The sequence below is a fragment of the Streptomyces sp. UG1 genome, assembly GCF_049974585.1.
Taxonomy (GTDB): domain Bacteria; phylum Actinomycetota; class Actinomycetes; order Streptomycetales; family Streptomycetaceae; genus Streptomyces.
This window is the reverse complement of the sequence record NZ_JBNGGG010000058.1, coordinates 25,673-45,816: the sequence shown is the minus strand read 5'-3', so window position 1 is coordinate 45,816 and position 20,144 is coordinate 25,673. Positions and strand designations below refer to the sequence as shown.

Annotated in this window: 17 protein-coding genes; 5 read left to right on the top strand and 12 right to left on the bottom strand. The window is 72.0% G+C overall.

Annotation, left to right across the window (positions count from 1 at the left end):
• The first annotated feature begins 16 nt into the window (after nucleotides 1–16).
• The gene (locus tag ACP4J3_RS44915; RefSeq protein WP_426543004.1) at nucleotides 17–2,353 is read left to right on the top strand and encodes an ATP-binding cassette domain-containing protein; all 2,337 of its coding nucleotides are present in this window, start codon (nucleotides 17–19) and stop codon (nucleotides 2,351–2,353) included.
• Here ACP4J3_RS44915 and ACP4J3_RS44910 read toward each other — a convergent pair.
• The 5 genes from ACP4J3_RS44910 to ACP4J3_RS44890 all read right to left on the bottom strand — a co-directional run bounded on the left by ACP4J3_RS44910 (nucleotide 2,343) and on the right by ACP4J3_RS44890 (nucleotide 7,642).
• The gene (locus tag ACP4J3_RS44910) at nucleotides 2,343–3,257 is read right to left on the bottom strand and encodes a lysophospholipid acyltransferase family protein (protein ID WP_426543020.1); all 915 of its coding nucleotides are present in this window, start codon (nucleotides 3,255–3,257) and stop codon (nucleotides 2,343–2,345) included. The genes ACP4J3_RS44915 and ACP4J3_RS44910 overlap by 11 nt on opposite strands.
• A gap of 5 nt (nucleotides 3,258–3,262) precedes the next feature.
• Entirely contained in the window at nucleotides 3,263–4,033 is a 771-nt protein-coding gene (locus ACP4J3_RS44905; RefSeq protein WP_426543002.1) for a GNAT family N-acetyltransferase, read from the bottom strand.
• A 239-nt stretch (nucleotides 4,034–4,272) separates the two neighbouring features.
• Complete coding sequence (locus tag ACP4J3_RS44900; RefSeq protein ID WP_426543000.1) at nucleotides 4,273–5,019, bottom strand: succinate dehydrogenase/fumarate reductase iron-sulfur subunit; 747 nt, start codon at nucleotides 5,017–5,019, stop codon at nucleotides 4,273–4,275.
• Entirely contained in the window at nucleotides 5,016–6,968 is a 1,953-nt protein-coding gene (locus ACP4J3_RS44895) for a fumarate reductase/succinate dehydrogenase flavoprotein subunit (RefSeq protein ID WP_426542998.1), read from the bottom strand. The genes ACP4J3_RS44900 and ACP4J3_RS44895 overlap by 4 nt, the downstream gene beginning before the upstream one ends.
• A 2-nt stretch (nucleotides 6,969–6,970) precedes the next feature.
• Nucleotides 6,971–7,642, bottom strand: coding sequence for a succinate dehydrogenase (locus ACP4J3_RS44890; protein ID WP_426543018.1), 672 nt, complete (start codon nucleotides 7,640–7,642; stop codon nucleotides 6,971–6,973).
• Between the two features lie 130 nt (nucleotides 7,643–7,772).
• Between ACP4J3_RS44890 and ACP4J3_RS44885 the strand changes: the two genes are divergently transcribed.
• Nucleotides 7,773–8,657, top strand: a complete 885-nt coding sequence (locus ACP4J3_RS44885) for a LysR family transcriptional regulator (RefSeq protein ID WP_426542996.1) — start codon at nucleotides 7,773–7,775, stop codon at nucleotides 8,655–8,657.
• 3 nt (nucleotides 8,658–8,660) lie between these two features.
• Here ACP4J3_RS44885 and ACP4J3_RS44880 read toward each other — a convergent pair whose 3' ends face one another.
• From ACP4J3_RS44880 to ACP4J3_RS44855, 6 genes are all read right to left on the bottom strand, one after another.
• The gene (locus ACP4J3_RS44880; RefSeq protein ID WP_426542994.1) at nucleotides 8,661–9,539 is read right to left on the bottom strand and encodes an SDR family oxidoreductase; all 879 of its coding nucleotides are present in this window, start codon (nucleotides 9,537–9,539) and stop codon (nucleotides 8,661–8,663) included.
• A gap of 49 nt (nucleotides 9,540–9,588) precedes the next feature.
• On the bottom strand, nucleotides 9,589–10,599 hold the full coding sequence (locus tag ACP4J3_RS44875) for an alcohol dehydrogenase catalytic domain-containing protein (protein ID WP_426542992.1): 1,011 nt from the start codon (nucleotides 10,597–10,599) through the stop codon (nucleotides 9,589–9,591).
• A gap of 126 nt (nucleotides 10,600–10,725) precedes the next feature.
• A complete protein-coding gene (locus ACP4J3_RS44870; protein WP_426542991.1) occupies nucleotides 10,726–11,628 on the bottom strand; it encodes a LysR family transcriptional regulator in 903 nt (300 codons plus the stop codon).
• A 1,040-nt stretch (nucleotides 11,629–12,668) separates the two neighbouring features.
• Nucleotides 12,669–14,804, bottom strand: a complete 2,136-nt coding sequence (locus tag ACP4J3_RS44865; protein WP_426542989.1) for a putative bifunctional diguanylate cyclase/phosphodiesterase — start codon at nucleotides 14,802–14,804, stop codon at nucleotides 12,669–12,671.
• On the bottom strand, nucleotides 14,801–15,613 hold the full coding sequence (locus ACP4J3_RS44860) for an SAM-dependent methyltransferase (RefSeq protein WP_426542987.1): 813 nt from the start codon (nucleotides 15,611–15,613) through the stop codon (nucleotides 14,801–14,803). The genes ACP4J3_RS44865 and ACP4J3_RS44860 overlap by 4 nt, the downstream gene beginning before the upstream one ends.
• A 285-nt stretch (nucleotides 15,614–15,898) precedes the next feature.
• Entirely contained in the window at nucleotides 15,899–16,912 is a 1,014-nt protein-coding gene (locus ACP4J3_RS44855; protein ID WP_426542985.1) for an SCO0930 family lipoprotein, read from the bottom strand.
• A 313-nt stretch (nucleotides 16,913–17,225) separates the two neighbouring features.
• Here ACP4J3_RS44855 and ACP4J3_RS44850 point away from each other — a divergent pair, with 313 nt between their 5' ends.
• From ACP4J3_RS44850 to ACP4J3_RS44840, 3 genes are all read left to right on the top strand, one after another.
• On the top strand, nucleotides 17,226–17,762 hold the full coding sequence (locus ACP4J3_RS44850) for a hypothetical protein (protein ID WP_426542983.1): 537 nt from the start codon (nucleotides 17,226–17,228) through the stop codon (nucleotides 17,760–17,762).
• Nucleotides 17,763–17,777: 15 nt separating this feature from the next.
• A complete protein-coding gene (locus ACP4J3_RS44845) occupies nucleotides 17,778–18,542 on the top strand; it encodes a DUF4239 domain-containing protein (RefSeq protein WP_426542981.1) in 765 nt (254 codons plus the stop codon).
• Between the two features lie 180 nt (nucleotides 18,543–18,722).
• Nucleotides 18,723–19,232 carry a hypothetical protein gene (locus tag ACP4J3_RS44840; protein ID WP_426542979.1) on the top strand — a complete coding sequence of 170 codons (510 nt, stop codon included), beginning with the start codon at nucleotides 18,723–18,725 and terminating at the stop codon, nucleotides 19,230–19,232.
• Between the two features lie 113 nt (nucleotides 19,233–19,345).
• On the opposite strand, the gene ACP4J3_RS44835 is transcribed toward ACP4J3_RS44840, so the two are convergent.
• Nucleotides 19,346–19,843 (bottom strand): hypothetical protein, encoded by a 498-nt coding sequence (locus ACP4J3_RS44835; RefSeq protein WP_426542977.1) that lies wholly within the window; start codon nucleotides 19,841–19,843, stop codon nucleotides 19,346–19,348.
• Nucleotides 19,844–20,144: the final 301 nt, after the last annotated feature.

The following is a 20,144-nucleotide window of genomic DNA, read 5'->3' as shown; positions in this document are numbered from 1 at the left end:
ATAGACTCTGGGCCTTATGTACTCCCCGCACGACCCCTACGTCCGCGTCCGCGGTGCCCGTGAGCACAACCTCCAGGGGGTGGACGTCGACATTCCGCGGGATGTGCTGACCGTGTTCACGGGCGTGTCGGGGTCGGGGAAGTCATCGCTCGCCTTCGGCACGATCTACGCCGAGGCCCAGCGCCGCTACTTCGAGTCGGTCGCGCCGTACGCTCGCCGGCTGATCCATCAGGTCGGCGCGCCGAAGGTCGGCGAGATCAGCGGACTCCCGCCCGCGGTCTCCCTCCAGCAGCGCCGCTCGGCGCCGACGTCCCGCTCGTCCGTGGGCACGGTCACCAACCTGTCCAACTCGCTGCGGATGCTGTTCTCCCGCGCCGGCGACTACCCGCCGGGCGCCGAGCGGCTGGACTCGGACGCGTTCTCGCCGAACACGGTGGCCGGGGCGTGCCCTCAGTGCCATGGGCTCGGCCGGGTGCACCGTACGACCGAGGAGTTGCTGGTCCCCGACCCGGCGCTGTCGATCCGGGAGGGGGCGATCGCCGCGTGGCCGGGCGCCTGGCAGGGCAAGAACCTGCGGGACATCCTGGACGCGCTCGGGTACGACGTCGACCGGCCCTGGCGCGAGCTGCCCGCAAAGGAGCGGGAGTGGATCCTGTTCACCGACGAGCAGCCGGTCGTCACCGTCCACTCGGTGCGCGAGGCCCACCGCATCCAACGGCCGTACCAGGGCACGTACATGAGCGCCCGGCGGTACGTCATGAAGACGTTCTCCGACTCCAAGAGCCCGACCCTGCGGGCCAGGGCGGAGCGGTTCCTCGCCGCCGCGCCCTGCCCGGGGTGCGGTGGCAGCAGGCTGCGGCCCGAGGCGCTGGCGGTGACCTTCGCGGGCCGGACCATCGCCGAGCTGGCGGCGCTGCCGCTGACGGAGCTGGCGGATCTGCTGAAGGGCGAGGCGTCGTCGGAGACGGCCCGTGTGCTCACCGAGGACCTCGGCTCCCGGATCGCGCCCGTCGTCGAGCTCGGCCTCGGCTACCTCGCCCTCGACCGCGCCACCCCCACCCTCTCGGCGGGCGAACTCCAGCGCCTGCGCCTCGCGACCCAGTTGCGGTCCGGGCTGTTCGGTGTCGTGTACGTCCTCGACGAGCCGTCCGCGGGGCTGCACCCGGCGGACACCGAGGCCCTGCTGGGCGTGCTGGAGCGGCTGAAGGCGGCCGGGAACACGGTGTTCGTGGTCGAGCACCACCTCGACGTCGTGAGCGGCGCCGACTGGCTGGTCGACGTGGGGCCGCGGGCCGGTGAGCACGGCGGGCGGGTGCTGCACAGCGGGCCGGTGGCGGAGCTGGCGACGGTCGCCGAGTCGGCCACCGCGCGCTTCCTGTTCGACGACTCGCCCGCCGCCGTACGCCAAGTGCGCACCCCGCGCGACCAGTTGAAGGTCGGCCCGGTCACCCGGCACAACCTGCGCGGGGTGACCGCCGAGTTCCCGCTCGGCGTGTTCACCGCCGTCACCGGGGTCTCGGGGTCGGGCAAGTCCACGCTGATCGGCGAGATCACCGAGGAGATGGCGGGCGTGGGGCGGCTGGTCTCGGTCGACCAGAAGCCGATCGGGCGCACCCCGCGCTCCAACCTCGCCACCTACACCGGCCTCTTCGACGTGGTGCGCAAGGTGTTCGCGGCCACCGACGAGGCGCGGGCGCGCGGGTACGGCGTCGGACGGTTCTCCTTCAATGTCGCGGGCGGGCGCTGCGAGACCTGCCAGGGCGAGGGGTTCGTCAGCGTCGAGCTGCTGTTCCTGCCGAGCACGTACGCGCCGTGCCCGGACTGCGGCGGGGCCCGCTACAACCCCGAGACGCTCCAAGTGGCGTACCGGGAGCGGAACATCGCGCAGGTGCTGGACCTCACGGTCGAGGCGGCGGCGGAGTTCTTCGCGGACACCCCGGCCGTGGCCCGCAGCCTGCGCACCCTGCTGGACGTGGGCCTCGGCTATCTGCGGCTCGGGCAGCCCGCCACCGAGCTGTCCGGCGGTGAGGCGCAGCGCATCAAGCTGGCGAGCGAGTTGCAGCGCGGCCGTCGCGGCCACACGCTCTACCTGCTGGACGAGCCGACCACCGGGCTCCACCCGGCCGATGTCGAGGTGCTGATGCGCCAGTTGCACGGGCTCGTGGACGCGGGGCACACCGTGGTGGTGGTCGAGCACGACATGTCCGTGGTCGCGGGCGCGGACTGGGTGATCGACCTGGGGCCGGGCGGCGGTGACGCGGGCGGACGCATCGTGGCGGCGGGTCCGCCCGCTCGGGTGGCACGCGCGCAGGACAGCGCGACGGCGCGCTATCTCGCCCGGGTCATGCCGTAAGGGGCTCGGCAGGCTCCGCGCGGCCGGGGGCGGGCGCCGGGAGCGGCACGACGCGCGGCGGACCGGGAACCCGGGCCTCCTGCACCCCGAGCAGCACCGACATCTCGGCGGCCCGGGTCAGAGAACGGCGGTCTGCCCGGCTGTCCGGCGCGATCGGCGCCAACACGTCGACCTCGGCGACGAGTTCGCGTGCCCTGGCCACCCGCCACACCGACGCCAGCAGCGGGTCGTCGCCGACGAAGGCGGCCGCCGTGCTCCGGTAACGCAGCCGCACCGGCTGCACCGCAATGCCCGCGTCGAGGGCGGCCTGGAAAGCGGCACGGCGGAAGCGGCCCTGGGCACGGCCGCACCAGGTGCTGCCCTCGGGGAAGACGGTGACCGCGTCGCCCGCCCGCAGCGCCCCGGCGATCCGGGCCACCGTCTCGGGCAGGGCGCGGATCCGGTCCCGGTCGATGAACAGGGCGCCGCTGCGGGCCGTCAGCCAGCCGGCGACCGGCCAGTGACGGATCTCGGACTTGGCGAGCATCCGGGCCGGGCGCACGGCGGCGAGCAGCGGGATGTCCAGCCAGGAGACGTGGTTGGCGACGAGCAGCAGCCCGCCGTCCGGCGCCGCGCCCCCGTCCACCCGTATCCGCACCCCCGCGGCCCGGACGATCCAGCGGCACCAGCGCCGGACGAGTCCGGCGGGGATCCGGGAACCGAGCGGGCTGACCACGAACCCGAGAACGAGCAGGAACAGGACCGCCGCGATCCGCAGGGCGGCCAGGGGGACGGCCCTGGCCGGTCCCGTCGCGGCGACGCAGGTCCGCGGGGAGCAGGGGGCGCTGGGCCGCCAGAGGGTTCCCTTGTCGGGCGCGTGGCCCGTACTGCCCGTGATCACCGCGGAGACACCCGTGGCAGCCATGTCCGTCACGCCGGGACGAGGGAGAGGAAGTGCCGCAGATAGCGCGGGTTGACCCGGCGCATCGACAGCAGCACGTACAGGTCGGCGACGCCGAACTCCGGGTCGTGCGCGGGCTCGCCGCAGACGAAGGCGCCGAGGCGGAGGTAGCCGCGCAACAGGGCGGGCAGTTCGATGCGCGTGGCGGGGACGGGGGCGGTCGGCTGCCAGGGCCGCAGCGGCCGTACCCGGTACTCCTCCGGGGCGAGGTGCTTGGCCTGCACACGGTCCCAGGTCGCGGCGGCGAGAGTGCCGCCGTCGGCCAGCGGGACGGAGCAGCAGCCGGCCAGCCACTCGTGGCCGTGGTCGACCATGTAGCGGGCGATGCCGGCCCAGATGAGGCTGATGACGGCGCCGTCGCGGTGGTCGGGGTGGACGCAGGAGCGGCCGACCTCGACCAGGTTGGGGCGCAGGGAGTCGATGCGGGTGAGGTCGAACTCGCCCTCCGAGTAGAGTCGGCCCGCGACCGCGGCGCGCTCCGGGGGCAGCAGCCGGTAGGTGCCGACGACCTGCCCGGACACCTCCTCGCGGACGAGCAGGTGGTCGCAGTACGCGTCGAAGGCGTCGACGTCGAGGCCCGGCTGCGAGGTGGACAGCAGGGCCCCCATCTCGCCCGCGAAGACGTCGTGCCGCAGCCGCTGGGCCGCGCGCACGTCCTCCTCGGTGCGGGCGAGGCCCACGGTGTAGCGGGTGGGGGCCGTGGGCTGCGGGGGACGGTCGACGGTCAGTACGCCGGTCATGGCTCACTCCTGGTCACGGGCCGGGGACGGCAGCGAAAGGGCGGTTGCGAGCGGTGCAAGGTGCCGCCCCTGTTCTTCCGATGCCGGTTGGCGTACGCGTGACCTGTGCCAGGAGAGTGGATGTGCGGAGGTTGAACGGTTCGCTCGGCGGGCGCCGCAATGCGAGACGGGGCCGGGGAGCACCACTCCCGGCCCCGCCCGTCCGCACCTTTCGGCGAACGTCTGCAGTGCGGCTCGTGTTACCGCTTCACCTTCCGCGTGGCCCGCAGCCACTCCTTGTTCATGCTCGTGATGGACATCAGCGGGATGCCCTTCGGGCAGGCCGTGGCGCACTCGCCGGTGAGGGTGCAGCCGCCGAAGCCCTCCTCGTCCATCTGCGCCACCATGTCCAGGACCCGGGTCTCGCGCTCGGGGGCGCCCTGCGGCAGCACGTTCAGGTGGTTGACCTTGGCGGACGTGAACAGCATCGCCGCCCCGTTCGGACAGGCCGCGACGCACGCGCCGCATCCGATGCACTCCGCGTGCTCGAAGGCGGAGTCGGCGTCGGGCTTCGGCACCGGCGTGGCGTGTGCCTCGGGAGCCGCACCGGTCGGCGCCGTGATGTAGCCGCCGGCCTGGATGATCCGGTCGAACGCGGACCGGTCCACGACCAGGTCCTTGATCACCGGGAACGCCGACGCCCGCCACGGCTCGATGTCGATCGTGTCGCCGTCCTTGAACGACCGCATGTGCAGCTGACAGGTCGTCGTCCGCTCGGGCCCGTGCGCATCGCCGTTGATCACGAGCGAGCACGCGCCGCAGATGCCCTCACGGCAGTCGTGGTCGAAGGCGACCGGGTCCTCGCCCTTGAGGATGAGCTCCTCGTTGAGGGTGTCGAGCATCTCCAGGAAGGACATGTCGGAGGAGATCCCGTCCACCTCGTACGTGGACATGGCGCCTTCGGTGCCGGCGTTCTTCTGCCGCCAGACGCGCAGGGTGAGCTTCATGCGTAGCTCCGCTGGGTGGGGTGGACGTACTCGAAGACCAGGTCTTCCTTGTGCAGCACGGGAGCGGCGCCCGTGTCGGTGAACTCCCAGGCCGCCGCATAGGCGAACTCGTCGTCCTTGCGGGCCGCCTCGCCGTCCGGCGTCTGCGACTCCTCGCGGAAGTGGCCGCCGCAGGACTCGGAGCGGTGCAGTGCGTCGAGGCACATCAACTGCGCAAGCTCCAGGTAGTCGACGATGCGGTTGGCCTTCTCCAGGGACTGGTTGAACTCCTCGCCGGTGCCCGGGACCTTGATCCGCCGCCAGAACTCCTCGCGGATCTGCGGGATCCGCTCCAGCGCCTTGCGCAGCCCGGAGTCCGTGCGGGCCATCCCGCAGAATTCCCACATCAGCTCGCCGAGTTCACGGTGGAAGGAGTCCGGCGTACGGTCGCCGTCCACGGCCAGCAGCAGGTTGATCCGGTCCTGGGTCTCGGCCAGCACCTCCTGCACGACGGGGTGTTCGTCGGTGACGGTCTCGTGGTGCGGGTTGCGGGCGAGGTAGTCGTTGATGGTCGCCGGGAGGACGAAGTAGCCGTCGGCCAGGCCCTGCATCAGGGCGCTCGCGCCCAGCCGGTTGGCGCCGTGGTCGGAGAAGTTGGCCTCGCCGATCGCGAACAGGCCGGGGACGGTGGTCTGGAGGTCGTAGTCGACCCACAGCCCGCCCATCGTGTAGTGCACGGCCGGGTAGATCCGCATCGGCACCTCGTACGGATCCTCGTCGGTGATCCGCTGGTACATGTCGAAGAGGTTGCCGTACTTGGCCTCGACGGCCCCCCGGCCCATCCGCTCGATGGCGTCCGCGAAGTCCAGGTACACGCCCTGTCCGCCGGGGCCCACTCCCCTGCCCTCGTCGCAGACGTTCTTCGCGGCGCGGGAGGCGATGTCGCGGGGCACGAGGTTGCCGAAGGACGGGTAGATGCGCTCCAGGTAGTAGTCGCGCTCGTCCTCGGGGATCTTGTTCGGCGGCCGGTCGTCGCCCTTGGCCTTCGGCACCCAGATCCGGCCGTCGTTGCGCAGCGACTCACTCATCAGCGTCAGCTTGGACTGGTGGTCGCCGGTGCGCGGGATGCAGGTGGGGTGGATCTGCGTGAAGCAGGGGTTGGCGAAGTAGGCGCCGCGCCGGTGGGCCCGCCAGATCGCGGTGGCGTTGGAGTTCATGGCGTTCGTCGACAGGTAGAAGACATTGCCGTAGCCGCCGCTGGCGAGTACGACGGCGTCCGCGAAGTACGTGTCGATCTTGCCGGTGATGAGGTCCCGGGCCACGATGCCGCGCGCCCGTCCGTCGACGACGATCAGGTCGAGCATCTCGGTGCGCGGGTGCATCTCGACGTTGCCCGCGGCGATCTGCCTGCTCAGCGCCTGGTACGCGCCGAGCAGCAGCTGCTGGCCCGTCTGGCCACGGGCGTAGAAGGTCCGCGACACCTGGACGCCGCCGAAGGACCGGGTGTCCAGCAGACCGCCGTACTCACGCGCGAACGGCACGCCCTGCGCCACGCACTGGTCGATGATCTCGACGGAGATCTGCGCGAGCCGGTGGACGTTGGACTCCCGCGCCCGGAAGTCGCCGCCCTTGACGGTGTCGTAGAAGAGGCGGTGGATGGAGTCGCCGTCGTTGCGGTAGTTCTTCGCCGCGTTGATGCCGCCCTGTGCGGCGATGGAGTGGGCGCGGCGCGGGGAGTCCTGGTAGCAGAACTGGACGACGTGGTAGCCCTGTTCGGCGAGGGTGGCCCCGGCGGAGCCGCCGGCCAGGCCCGTCCCGACCACGATCACCGTGTGCTTGCGCCGGTTGGCGGGGTTGACGAGTTTGGCCTCGAAGCGGCGCTTGTCCCAGCGCTCGTTGACGGGGCCGGAGGGGGCCTTGGTGTCGACGACCGGTTCGCCGGTCGCGTAGTCGGCGTATTCAGCAGTCATGGTCAGCTCACCACTCCGGTCATGACGCCCACGGGCACGGCGATGAACCCGGCCGTGAGCAGCAGCGCGAGGACATTGGCGACGGTCTTCAGGGCGCGGTCGCGGGTGCGGCTGCCGGCGCCGAGGGTCTGGGCGGCGCTCCAGAAGCCGTGCCGGATGTGCAGGCCGAGGGCGAGCATCGCGACGATGTAGATGACGTTGCCGTACCAGGTGGAGAAGGTGTCCACGACGTTCTGGTACGGGTGGCCCTCCTGGAAGCCGCCGGAGTGCACGGTGCCGGTCGTCAGGTCCAGGACGTGCCAGACGATGAACAGGCCGAGGATGATGCCGCCCCAGCGCATGGTGCGCGTGGCGTAGCTCGCCCGGGGCTTGCTGTGCACGTACTTGCTGGGGCGTGCCTTGATGTCGCGGCGGCTGAGCTGGTACGCCGAGACCGCGTGGGCGACGACGGCGACGACCAGTACGACGCGGATCAGCCAGAGCGTCCACTCGTAGTGCATGAACGGCTCGCCGACCGTGCGCAGCCAGTGGCCGTAGGCGTTGAACTCGCCCGCGCCGAAGTAGATCTTCAGGTTGCCGATCATGTGGGCGACCAGGTACGCCAGCATGATCAGTCCGCTGACCGCCATCACGGTCTTCTTGCCGACGGTGGAGTCCCACACCGTGCGCGCCATGGACGGCCGTCGGTCCGTCCGCGTTGCCAGAGCCATGACCAGGACGCTAGGGCCGAACGACCCCATCGGTCCAAGACATGGTCCAGCTCGTTTCGATAGGCAAGCCCTATGGAGCGCCTATGATGGCCGGGTGCAGTTCCAGCAGCTCCAGTACTTCGTGGCGGTCGCCGAGACCCGGCACTTCACCCGGGCCGCCGACCTGGTGCATGTCGCGCAGCCCTCGCTGTCGCAGCAGATCAAGGCGCTGGAGCGGGAGTTGGGAGCGGACCTGTTCCTGCGGGCCCGCGGCAACATCACGCTGACGGACGCCGGAGAGGCCCTGCTGCCGCTGGCCCGGCGCATCCTGGCCGACGCGGACACGGCACGGCTCGAGGTGCAGGAGCTGGTGCAGTTGCACCGGGGCCGGGTCCGCCTCGGCGCGACCCCGAGCCTGTGCACGGGTCTGCTGCCGGACGTACTGCGCGCCTTCCACGACCGCTATCCCGGCATCCGGCTCCTGATCGAGGAGGGCGGCTCGCACGATCTCGTACGGCAGCTCGCGCGCGGCGCCCTGGATCTGGCGCTGGTCGTGCTGCCGCTGCCGACGCCCTCCCCGGCGCTGACCACGGTGGAGCTGCTGCGCGAGGACCTGGTGGTGGTCTCCTCCCCCGAGGCCGACCGGCCCGGTGGCGGGCGGCGCACCGTGCGCGTCGCCGACCTGGAGGGCGAGCGCCTGGTGATGTTCCGGCACGGCTACGACCTGCGGGAACTGACGGTCGCCGCGTGCCGCGCCGAGGGCTTCGAGCCGGACTTCGCGGTGGAGGGCGGGGAGATGGACGCGGTGCTGGGGTTCGTGCGGGCCGGGCTGGGGGTCGCCGTCGTACCGCGCATGGTGGCGGCGCGGTCGGGCCGGGGGCTGCGGGTGACCCCGCTGGCGCGGCCCGGGCTGCACCGGACGATCGCGCTGGCCCACCGCAGCGATGTGGCGCCGCCGCGGGCCGCGCGGGAGTTGCAGCGGATGCTGCTGGAGCGGTGAGCGTCAGGTGCGGGGCGTCAGGAGGTCCGTCATGCCGATGCGCCGGTAGAACTCGGCGCGGATGGAATCGGCTACGTCGCTGACCCGCTCCGAGCCGTCGTCGGCCGGGTCGATGGTGGTGCGGAAGGGACGCTCACCCTTGGGCGTGTCGACGATGCGGACGATGGCGTCGGCGACGTCCCGGACGTCGGCGTCGGCCGGTGCCAGCGCGGCCAGGGCCTTGCCGACGTCGTCCATCAGGCCGGCGTAGAAGGTGTCGTACGCCTCCGCGGTGGCCGTGTCCTGCGGGTGCATCGCGTGGGCGAAGTGGTTGGTGCCCGAGGTGAAGGAGCCGGGGACCACGATGGCCGTATCGATGCCGAAGCGGCTCAGTTCGACCGCGTAGCTCTTGGCCAGGTGGTCCATCGCGGCCTTGGCGCCGAAGTACGGGCCGAGGTAGGGCGGGGTGCCGCCGTAGGTGCTGGAGGAGCCCACCCACAGCAGCAGGCCGTCGCGCCGGGCCCGCATCGCCGGCAGGACGGCCCGGTTGACGCGCTGCGTCGAGAGCACGTTGGTGTCGTAGATCTCGGCGACCTGCTCCGGTGTGAACGCCTCCGTCGGGCCCAGCACCATGTGCCCGGCGTTGTGCACGACGACGTCGATCCGCCCCACCTCGGCGACCGCGGCGTCCACGGACTCCTGGCTGGAGACGTCGAGTTCGACGGTGCGCAGGTCGACGCCGTGCTCGTCGGCGTAGGACCGGGCGTCGGCGACCGCCGGGGCGTTGCGGCCGGTGGTCTGCCGTATGCCGGCGTGGACGGTGTGGCCGGCGTCGGCGAGGGCGCGGGCGGTCAGGGCACCGAAGCCGCTGGAGGCACCCGTGACGAGGACGACGTGGGGCATGGCGATCTCCTTGCTGGGCTTGCGAAAGGGTGGAGGGCGGGTCGGCCGGTCAGGCGAAGGTGATCACGCTGCGGCCGCGGGCGGTGCCGTCGGCCATCGCGTCGAGGACGGACGGTGCCTGGTCCAGGGTGATCGGGGTGACCTCGGGGAGGATGCCGTGGGCCGTGGAGAAGGCGAGGGTGTCGCGCAGGTCGTGCGGGGAGCCGGAGGGCGACGCGGCCACGTGCAGACGGTTGAGGATCATGGGCTGGGTGGGCAGCGTGAGCGGCTCGGAGCCGTAGCCGAGGAGCAGGAGGGTGCCGTCGGGGGCGATGCCGCCCAGGGTGGCGGCGGCCGCGGTGGTGGACGGAGCGGCGTTGAGGACCAGGTCCGCGCCGCCGTCCCAGGCCTTGAGCGCGTCGGCCGGATCGGACTCGTCGGTGGCGACGAACAGTTCGGCGCCCAGCGCCTTGGCCTGGTCCTCGCCGCGCCGGGAGCGGCCCACCACGGCGACGCGGGCGCCCATGGCGACGGCGTAGCGCACGGCGAGGGCGCCGACTCCGCCGAGGCCGACGACGGCGACACGGGAGCCGGCCTGCACGCCGCCCTGGCGCAGGCCGTTGAAGGCGGTCAGCCCGGCGCACATCAGCGGGGCCGCGGCCACGGGGTCGAGGCCGTCCGGCAGCGGGGTGACGAAGTCGGCCTTGAGCAGGACGTACTCGGCGTAGCCGCCGTCGGTCACGACGCCGGTGACGCGCTTGCGCGGGCACAGGATCTGCTCGCCGCGCACGCAGTAGTCGCAGTGCCCGCAGGAGTCGTACAGGAACTGGGCGCCCACGACCGTGCCGACCTCCGGGAAGGTCACGCCCTCGCCCACGGCGGTGACGACTCCGGTGATCTCGTGGCCGGGAATCACGGGGAACCGGGCGAAGGGGTAGTGCCCGCGCAGCAGGTTCAGGTCGGAGAAGCAGACACCGCAGGCGTGGACCTTGACCAGGACCTCGCCGGCGGCGGGCCGGGGGACGTCGAGGGTGTCGAGGATCAGTGGGCTGTTGGCTCCGGTGGCGACGGCAGCACGCATCGCGGGCTCCAGGGGTTCGGGAAGGTGATCCAGGAGGAATCTGGTGCCTTCGAGTCTTGGGGCCCTATGTGTTCCCGTCCAATGCCTCTTCCCGCGCCATTGATGCCGAGTCGGCATGGCGCAGATCTACGCCGTCCCGCTCACCCGCACGGCCGCACGCACCGCCTCGACGAAGCTCGCGACGAGCGGCGAGGGGCGCGCGCCGTTCCAGGCCAGGGCCACCTGCCCGGGCGGTACGTCGGCGACCGGGACGTACGCGATGTCGGACCGGGGGAACGCGGCGGCGACGGAGTGCGGCACGAACGCGATGCCGCGTCCGCCGCGGACATAGCCGAGGAGTTCCTCCATGTCGTGGAAGGCGGGGCCGTGGGCGGGCCGGGTGCCGTCGGGGCGCGGGTCGGCGTTCCAGACGGCCGACCAGGCCTCGGCGGCGTCGGCGTACTCCAGGACGGGGTCCTCGGCCAGGGCGGCGAGGGCGACCTTGGCGTCGTGCGCATGCGGGTGCTCGACGGGGAGTACGGCGCTGAGGTGCTCGGGGTACAGGGGCAGCAGTTCCACGCCGTCGGCCTCGACGGGCGGCCGTACGAACCCGACGTCCACGGCGCCCTCCAGCAGCACCCGTGCCTGGCTCCACCAGCGCATCCGGACCAGTTCGATGGACACGTGGGGATGCTGGCCGGAGAACGCGTTCAGGGCGAGGCTGACGTCCGTGCCGAGCATGAACCCGACGACCAGCGCGTTGTCGCCGGCGCTGATCCGGCGGGCCCGCTCCTGGGCGGCCTCCGAGGCGGCGAGCAGCGCCTTGGCGTCCCGCAGGAACTGCTCTCCGGCCGGGGTGAGCGCGACGTCGCGCGTGCTGCGGGTGAACAGCTCCACCCGCAGGTCGTGCTCGAGCTGACGCACCTGCCGGGACAGCGCCGGCTGGGTGACGTGCAGGGCGAGCGCGGCCCGTCCGAAGTGCCGCCGCTCGGCCACGGCCACGAAGTAGCGCAGCTTGCGCAGATCCAGATCGATCGGCCCGTCGGCCATGGCGGTCCCGCCTTTCCGCTGACCGACTCGGGCACGCTGTGCCACCGTCGGCGGAAGTCAGGCTATACGAGCGGGCCGGACCGGACGGCTCGGGCGTCCCGTCGGCCAGGTGCGAACAACGGGGTCGCCGACGACCGTGGGCGCCGGAACGGGCCGTATGGACCGGGCGCGGAGGTCGGGGGCGCGCGGGTTCGGCGGGCGGGTCCGGCACGGCGGTTGCGGGCGCGGCGGTTCGGCGCGCGGGTCGGCGCGGCGGACGCGGGCGCAGCGCTCCGGCGCGGGTCCAGCGTGGTGTAAGCGGGCGCGGCAGTTCGGCGGCGGGTCCGGCTTGGCAGTCGCGGACACGGCGCTCCGGCGGGCGGGTCCAGCGCGGCAGTCGCGAGCGCAGCGCTCCGGCGCGGGTCCAGCATGGTGTAAGCGGGCGCGGCAGTTCGGCGGCGGGTCCGGCATGGCAGTCGCGGACACGGCGCTCCGGCAGGCGGGTCCAGCGCGGCCGACGTCGGCTCGGCGGACGCGGGCGCGGCGGTTCGGCGCGCGGGTCCAGCGCGGCAGTCGCAGGCGCGGCCATTCGGCGCGCAGGCCCAGCACGGCAGTCGCAGGCGCGGCCATTCGGCGCGCAGGCCCAGCACGGCAGTCGCAGGCGCGGCCATTCGGTGCGCAGGTCCGGTATGGCGGTCCAGCGGGGTGTGTCCTTTCCGAGGGTGTGCCCGCGCGGCCCCGCGCGCTTCGGTGGTCGGCGTCGTCGGCACGGGCTGGGCTCGTCCTCGGATTCGCTGAGAGAGGCCGCATCCCCGGGCCGTGGTCCGCAAGCGCCGGGCCGTTCCCGCCTTTGCGCTGCGGCCCTCGCTCGGGATGTGCCCGTCCGGCGCGCAGGACGGGGGCGCAAGTCGGCGCGGGGCATCGCGGGCTTCGCCCCCTCCCGGGCCGGACGCGCCCAGGCCTACGGCAGTGCGCCCGCCCTGGCTCCGTCCGGGGACGGGGGCCAGGGCTGCCCGCCCCCTTCTGTACGGCCTCAGGCCCCCGGCCTCAGGCCTCAGGCCTCAGCCCGTCGCGTCCACCAGTGCCAGTTCGTGCAGTCGTTCCGGTGGGCCCGGGCGGGCGTAGTACCAGCCCTGGGCCGTGTCGCAGCCGAGTATCCGCAGTTGCTCGGCCTGGGCGCCGGTCTCCACGCCCTCCACGGTGACCGCCAGGTTCAGGCTGTGGGCCAGGGAGACGATGCCCTCGACGATCTTGAGGTCGACGGGGTCGGCCGGGAACTGCTGCATGCTCTGGGTGAAGGAGCGGTCCAGCTTGAGGATGCTCACCGGCAGCCGGCGCAGGTTGGCGAGGTTGGAGTAGCCGGTGCCGAAGTCGTCCAGGGCGATGTCGACGCCCATCTCGGCCAGCCGGCGCAGGGGCTTGAGCAGGTCGTCGTCGGCGCCGATGAGGGCGGACTCGGTGACCTCAAGGCACAGCGCGTCGGGTGCCATGCCGGTGCGCTCCAGGATGTCGACGGTGTCCTGGACGAGCCCGGGGTGGGTGAGCTGGCAGGGCGAGAGGTTGACGTTGATGCGGAAGGGGCCCGCGTCGTCGTGCCGTTCTCGCCATTCGCGGGCCTGCCGCACCGACTGCTCCAGGACCCAGCGACCGAGCGGGACGATGAGCCCCGTGTGCTCGGCGAGCGGGATGAACCGGTCCGGGCCGAGGACGCCGTGCTGCGGATGCAGCCAGCGCACCAGGGCCTCCGCGCCGCGCACACTGCCGTCGCCGAGGTGGACCAGCGGCTGGTACTCGATGAAGAACTCGCCCCGGTCCAGGGCCGTCGGCAGCGCCGTGGTCAGGCCGTGCCGGGTGATGGCGCGGGCGTCGGCCTCCGGGTCGGCCAGCTCGAAGCGGTTGCCGCCCGCCGACTTGGCCCGGTACATCGTGATGTCGGCGCTGCGCAGCACCTCCGCCGGGCTGCGCTCCCCGGCCGGGCCCTCGACGATGCCGATGCTGCCGCGCACGGTCAGCTCACGGCCGTCGACGCTGATCGGGGCGATGAGCACGTTCATGATGCGGGCGGCGAGCTCGTCGACCTCGCGCTCGGTGTCGGGGCCGGTGGTCAGCGCCACGAACTCGTCGCCGCCGAGCCGCGCCACCATCTCGCCGGGCGCGGTGGCGCAGGACTGCAGGCGGTCGGCGACCTCGACGAGCAGCCGGTCGCCGGCGGCGTGGCCGAGGCTGTCGTTGACGGTCTTGAAACCGTCCAGGTCGAGGTAGCACAGGCCGAACCGCTGGCCTTCGCCGGCACCCAGTGCCTTCTCCAGGCGCTCGAAGAAGAACGTGCGGTTGGGCAGCCCCGTGAGCGCGTCGTGCGTGGCCTCGTAGCGCAGCCGGAGGTTGAGCAGGCGCCGTTCGGTGGTGTCCTCCATCAGGGCCAGTTGGTACTGCGGGTTGCCGTCGGGGTCGCGCAGCAGGGAGACCGTGAGGTTGGTCCACAGGACCGTTCCGTCGGGCCGGTAGAAGGCCTTTTCGACGTGGTAGTGCTCGCGCTCGCCGCGGACGAGTTCGTCGTAGAGCTTCCAGGTCTGCGGCGCGTCCTCGGGGTGCGTCCACTCCATGACGTTGCGGCTGCGCAGGGCCTGTTCGGAGATGCCGAACATGCGCAGCAGGGCGCCGTTGACCTGCAGTATGTTGCCCTCGAGGTCGGCGATGCCGATTCCTATGGCCGCGCCTTCGAACACCGCGCGGAAGCGGGCCTCGGTGGCGTGCAGCGCCTGGGCGACCACGCCCTGCGCCTTGAGGGCGGCCGCGGAGATCGCCTCCTGCTCGGCCAGCGTCCGCTCGCGCAGCGCCTGGGCGAACCCGGCGGCCATGGCGTGCTGGAGCCGCGACGAGCGTGCCCGCAGGTCCTCCTGGTCGCCGCCGTCGCCGCAGTAGAGCACGAGGTAGGCGTCGACGCAGTCCAGCGAGCGGCTGAGCGCCTCGGGGTCGGTGCAGTGCGCGGCGACCAGCGCGGCGCCGACCGCCCTGCCCTCGTTCGCGTCGAAGGTCCTGGCCTTGAGCGCTTCGCTCAACCGCCGGGCCAGCGGCAGCAGTTGCTCCTCGAACTCCGGCCGGGTCGACGACGTCGAGGTCACCGGGAAGACCGCCCGGCTCCAGATCGTCGCGAACCGGCGCAGTCTGTCCTCCGGCCCGTCCGGCCCCGCCCTCACGCGGTACGCCCCACGCCGGCGAAACCGGAGAAGGCCCACGGATCCTCGTCCTCCGGTGCGGTGTCGGGCCGCCAGTGCGGCATCGGCACCAGTCCGGGTTCCACCATGTCGTACCCCTCGAAGAACCGCGCGATGTCGTCGCGCGAGCGCATGATCAGCGGGTTGCGAATGTCCTTGTATACGTCGACCGTGCCCTTGGCCCGCTCCTCGGACAGCGGGATTCCCTCGTACGAGGCATGGGTGAGCACCAGCAGGCTGCCGGGCGCGAGCGCGTCGCGCAGCTCGGCCACCGCCTCGTACGGGTCGTCCTCGTCCTCCACGAAGTGCAGTATGGCAACGAGAAGCAGGGCGACTGGCCGGTTCAGGTCGATGAGGCGCCCGACTTCGGAACTGGCCAGGATCTCCTGGGGCTTGCGCAGGTCCGCGGCGACGATGTCCGCGTCGTCGTTGCCGGCCAGCACGGCCTGGCTGTGCGCGACGGCGACCGGGTCGTGGTCGACGTACACCACGCGCGCGCCGGGGCTGGCGGCCTGGGCCACCTCGTGGACGTTGCCGAACGTGGGGATGCCGGAGCCGATGTCCAGGAACTGGGTGATGCCCTCGTCGGCCGCGAAGCGCACCGCGCGGCGCATGAACGCCCGGTTGGCCTGCATGATCTTGGGGAGTCCCGGCATGAAGTCCATGGCCTTGCGGGCCGCTTCCCGGTCCACCTCGAAATTGTGCGAACCGCCCAGGTAGTAGTCGTAGATCCGCGAGACGCTGGGCACCGAGATGTCGATGCTCCGTGGGGCCCAGGCGGGACGCTCCATCTATCTCTCCAAGGCGTAGGCGATCCGGTGTTCGAGCAGAGGCTACTGATCGCCCGCCAAAGGAGCGAGCGGAAACGGAAATTGACCATCCGTTCCCGGTCACTGCCAGTGGCACGTGCCGGTAAATGCAGGCAAACCGGCCCGCCCCCTGCGCGTGGAGCCTCAGGGGGCGGGCCGGTGAGTCGGCGCGCCGGCCGTTCGTCCGGCACTCTCGCTGTCGTCATCCCTCCCTTCCGTGGTGCTGCTCGGCTGGGTGAGGCGATCAACCCTGGGGAGGTGTGATCTCTACTTCTCCGACGCGCCGACCGGCTTGCCGTCGGGACGGACGGCGAACCAGGTGCCGCCGACGCCCTGACCGTTGGTGTCGCCGGGCTTCTTGTCGCCGGCGAAGGTGTAGATGGGGACGCAGTCGATGGACTGCTGCTTGATGCCGTCGGGGCGGTCGAAGACGACGTAGCCCCGGTTGGGGGTGGAGCCCTGCAGGTCGATGCCCTCGGTGTCCTTGGCGTCGACCGGGGCGACGACGGGCCACTTGTCGAGGCACTCGCCGGTGCACTTGGTCGACATCGGCCACTGGGTGTCCTTCATGAAGCGGTAGACCGTGTGGCCGTTCTTGTCGATGACGATCTCGCCCAGCTTGGGGTCCTTGCGCGTGGACAGGCCGGGCAGATCAGCGGCCTCGGCCTCGGCACCACCGCCGCCACCGGAACCGCCCTTCGCCTTCTTGCCGTCGGGGGCGAGCGCGTACCAGGTGCCGCCCACCTCCTGGCCGTTGACGTCACCGGCCTTGGTGTCCTTCGCATAGCGGTAGGCGGGCCAGCCGTCGATCGTGAGCTGCTTGGTGCCGTCGGAGCGGGTGACCGAGCCGAGCACCGAACTGTCGACGTCCTTGCCGGCCGTGGCGTCGTCCGCGGGAACCGGCGGCCACTTGCTCGCGCAGTCGCCGTCGCAGTTCGACTTCGGCGGGTCGGCGGTGTCCTTGTCGAAGCGGTAGAGCGTCATACCGGCGCTGTCGGTCAGCAGCTCGCCGAGTTCCTCATTGGTGGCCACGGCCAGTTCACCGGCGCTCGCGCCGGCACCGGCACCGCCGGACGGCGAGGCGCCGCTCTCCTGGCCCGCCGCGCCCGCGTCGTATCCGGACCCGAGGCCGGCGCTGTCTCCGTAGCCACCGGTCGCGGCGGTGGCACCCACGTTCTGGCTGCTCGCCGGCGGGGCGGTTTCCGAGCCGCATGCCGTTGTCAGCGCCGCCACGGCCACGGCGCTCACCACGAGCGAGGCGCTCCGCCACGAGGTCTTCATCGTCAACTCCCCGATCATCACAAGGGTGTTGCAGCGCCCTGCTGCGCCGCCGCACGACCAGGGGTACGCACGAGAGCCACCGTCGTGTTCAACCGCCGCACAAATTTCTTTCGGGAAGCCGCGCCCGTCGCACATGCGTGCGCCCCGGCGGTCACGCCCACGCCTCCTGATCAAACCTTTCGAGCGCCATCCGTCGCCCGTTCGGGGCATTCCCTTGGCCCTCGGGCGTGTACGGGCGGGAAGTGGCCTCAAGATCTTCGTCGTGCATGGACTCAAACCGACCCAATCCGCCTTGGCCGCAAGGGCGTTGACGATGGCGGCGCTGACCTGGCTGCTGGTGTCCGCGCCGGCCGGAGCGGCCGGGGCGACGGTCTGCGCGTACGCCGACACCGGACCGGACGGCGCGGCGTCGGTCGCGATCGTCGGGGACACCTGGCCGACGCCGCCCCAGTGCCCGTCGCCGACGCCGACACCGACCCCCACGCCGACGCCCGCACCGGACCCCACTCCCACGTCACCGCCGCCGAAGACCACGCACACCCCGAAACCCGAGCCACCGCCTCCCCCGCCACCACCGCCCCCGGCGAAACCGGCACCCCGGCCCGCACCACCCCGGCCGCGGCCGACCCCGCCCCCGGCACCCGCCCCTACGCCCACCCCCACCCCGAAGCCCGCGCCGAAGCCGTCGGCCGAACCCACCCCGAGTCCGTCCGCCTCCCCCGTGCGCTACCCGCCCTACCGCGCCACATCGCACCGGCGCGCGGCGCACGGCGCCCCGTCGCCCCTGACCTTCGTCCTGCTCATCGCGGCGCCCGCCATCGCCGCCGTCGCCGCGCTCCGTCCGCGCTGATTCTGGAGGCCCCTCTTGCCGGAATGGCTTGTTCTCACCCTCGCGATGCTGGCCGCCTGCGCCGTGGTGGTCGTCATCACCCTCGTTCGACACCGCACCGCACCCCAGGACGACGACCCCTCCGAGACACCGGACGTCATCGAGTACATGACGATGTGGATCGGCGTGGTCTACGCCATCGTGCTGGGTCTGGCCATCGCCGGGGTGTGGGAGGCGCGCAGCGCCGCCCAGGACCATGTCCAGGCGGAGGCCGTGGCGCTGCACGAGGTCTCGGAGCGGGTCCGGGTCTATCCGGCCGATGTCCGCGACCGCATTCGGGACGATGTCAACGCCTATGTCGGACACGTCGTCACCAAGGAGTGGCAGCACATGTCCGAGCACGACGCGGTCACCGAGCGCGGCGCCGAACTGCTTCAGCGGGTACGCGAGGACGTCACCGACTACGAGCCGGAGACCGACTTCCAGGCGCAGGCCTACCAGCCGCTCCTCGACCAGGTGACCGCGGCCGACCAGGCGCGCAACGCCCGCGCGAACTCGACCGGGGACACCATGCCGGGCGTGGTGTGGTTCGGGCTGCTGGCCGGAGGTGTCGTCACCATCGGGATGGTGTTCGCCCTGCAGATCCGGCGCACGGCCCGTGAACTGATCCTCGCCGGGCTGTTCTCGGCGCTGATCGCCTTCCTGCTCTTTCTCATCTGGGACTTCGACGATCCCTACGGCCGCGACGTGACGGCGGCGACGGAGCCGTTCCGCGCTCTCTTCCCGCACCTCGGGGACTGACAGGCCCTCACCGGGGGGCGGCGGTCGACGCCGTCCCCTGACCGGCCCACCCGCCTGCCCCATTCGTACGACACCGATCGCGCAAGTGTGCGCACCTTCCTAGCGTTTCGCTCATCGAGGTGCATTCCTGCCGCAAGCGGAAGAAGTCCGCTACTGCTCCTCGGGGACCGGAGGGACACCATGCGCGCGATACGCGTCGTTTCTGCCGCACTGCTGGGCGCCGGCGCTCTCGCCGTGGCCGCCCCCACCGCCCAGGCGCACGGCGACGACTCCGGCTTCCGGGCCACCGTGCTGCCCGCCACCGTCGCCCCCGGCGGTCAGGTCCTGCTGCTGGCGACAGGCTGCGAGCAGAGCGTGACCGTCACGTCGGGGATCTTCGACACGGTCACCATTCCCCAGGGGCGGACGACGGCCAAGGCCACGGTCGACCGGGACGCCAAGCCCGGTGCCGTGTACGAGGTGTCGTTCTACTGCGGCACCTTCTGGCAGAGCGTCGACCTCACCATCGCCGGGGGCCGACCGGAGCGGTCCCACCCCCCGCAGCATGGGGTGCAGGCGGGTGCGGGGGGCGGCCGCGCCGGAATGGACACGAAGGAGATCGGCCTGGGCGCCGCGCTCATCACGGCCGTACTCGGCACGACGTACAGCCTCTCCCGGTGCCGCACCGACGCCGACGAGGACGGCGCCTGACGCCGTCACCGGCACACCTTGTCCTCAGGCCTTCGCCCCGGATCCCCACCAGGGATCCGGGGCGAAGGCCTGAGGACGTGTGGACTGTCTTCCTGTCCGGCATCGGCGGCGGATCAGATCCGCTTCTCCGCGCGCCGCCGCATCCAGAACACGCCGCCGCCGATGACGGCCACGGCGATCAGCCCGCCGCCGATGGCCATGTCGGTCGGGGTCGCGCCCGTGGAGGTGCTGCCGCCGAGGCCGCCGCGGACACCGCCGATGACGGTGAAGGCGTTGGGGTGCGTCAGGGGCCTGCTGGAGCCATGGCAGTGGACCGTGATGCTGTGCGCGCCCGGCCTCGCGTGCCGGTCGATCGTCGCCGTGCCCTTGGCGGTGCTGCCGTGGGACGGGGTCAGGGTCGTGGGCCGGAACGCGTCCGAGGTCGCGGTGCCGCCGCGGGGGCAGCCGTCGACGGTGATGGTCAGTTGCCCGCCGCGGGCGATGACGCTGGGCAGGGCGACGATGTTGCTCGGGCCGACGGGCATGCCGTCGCGTGCCGTGGCCGCGGGGGTGGCCAGGCCGAGGGCGGCTACCGCGGTGGCGGCGGCCGCCAGGGTTCGAGTGGTTCGCATGTGATCCTCCGCGGAAGACGCCCCGGGTACCGTCCCCGGTATCGATCGGCGAGAAAGCGCCTCCAAGAAAGACCCTCAGTTGCCCTGCCCGAGGCCGCATTTCGGCGATGGTCCGTATTGGTGAGAGGACACGCCGAGGACCGCCCAGCAATCGGAATTGCCGCAGGTCACGCACCGTCAGAATTTTCCGGTCGGCGGCAACTCGGATGGCGCACCGCAGGATTTCGGGCCACCCGTTCGTCTCTGCCCCGTCGCCGGTTTCGTGTGCGGGACTTAGCGTTTTCGTATGCGCGAATGACGT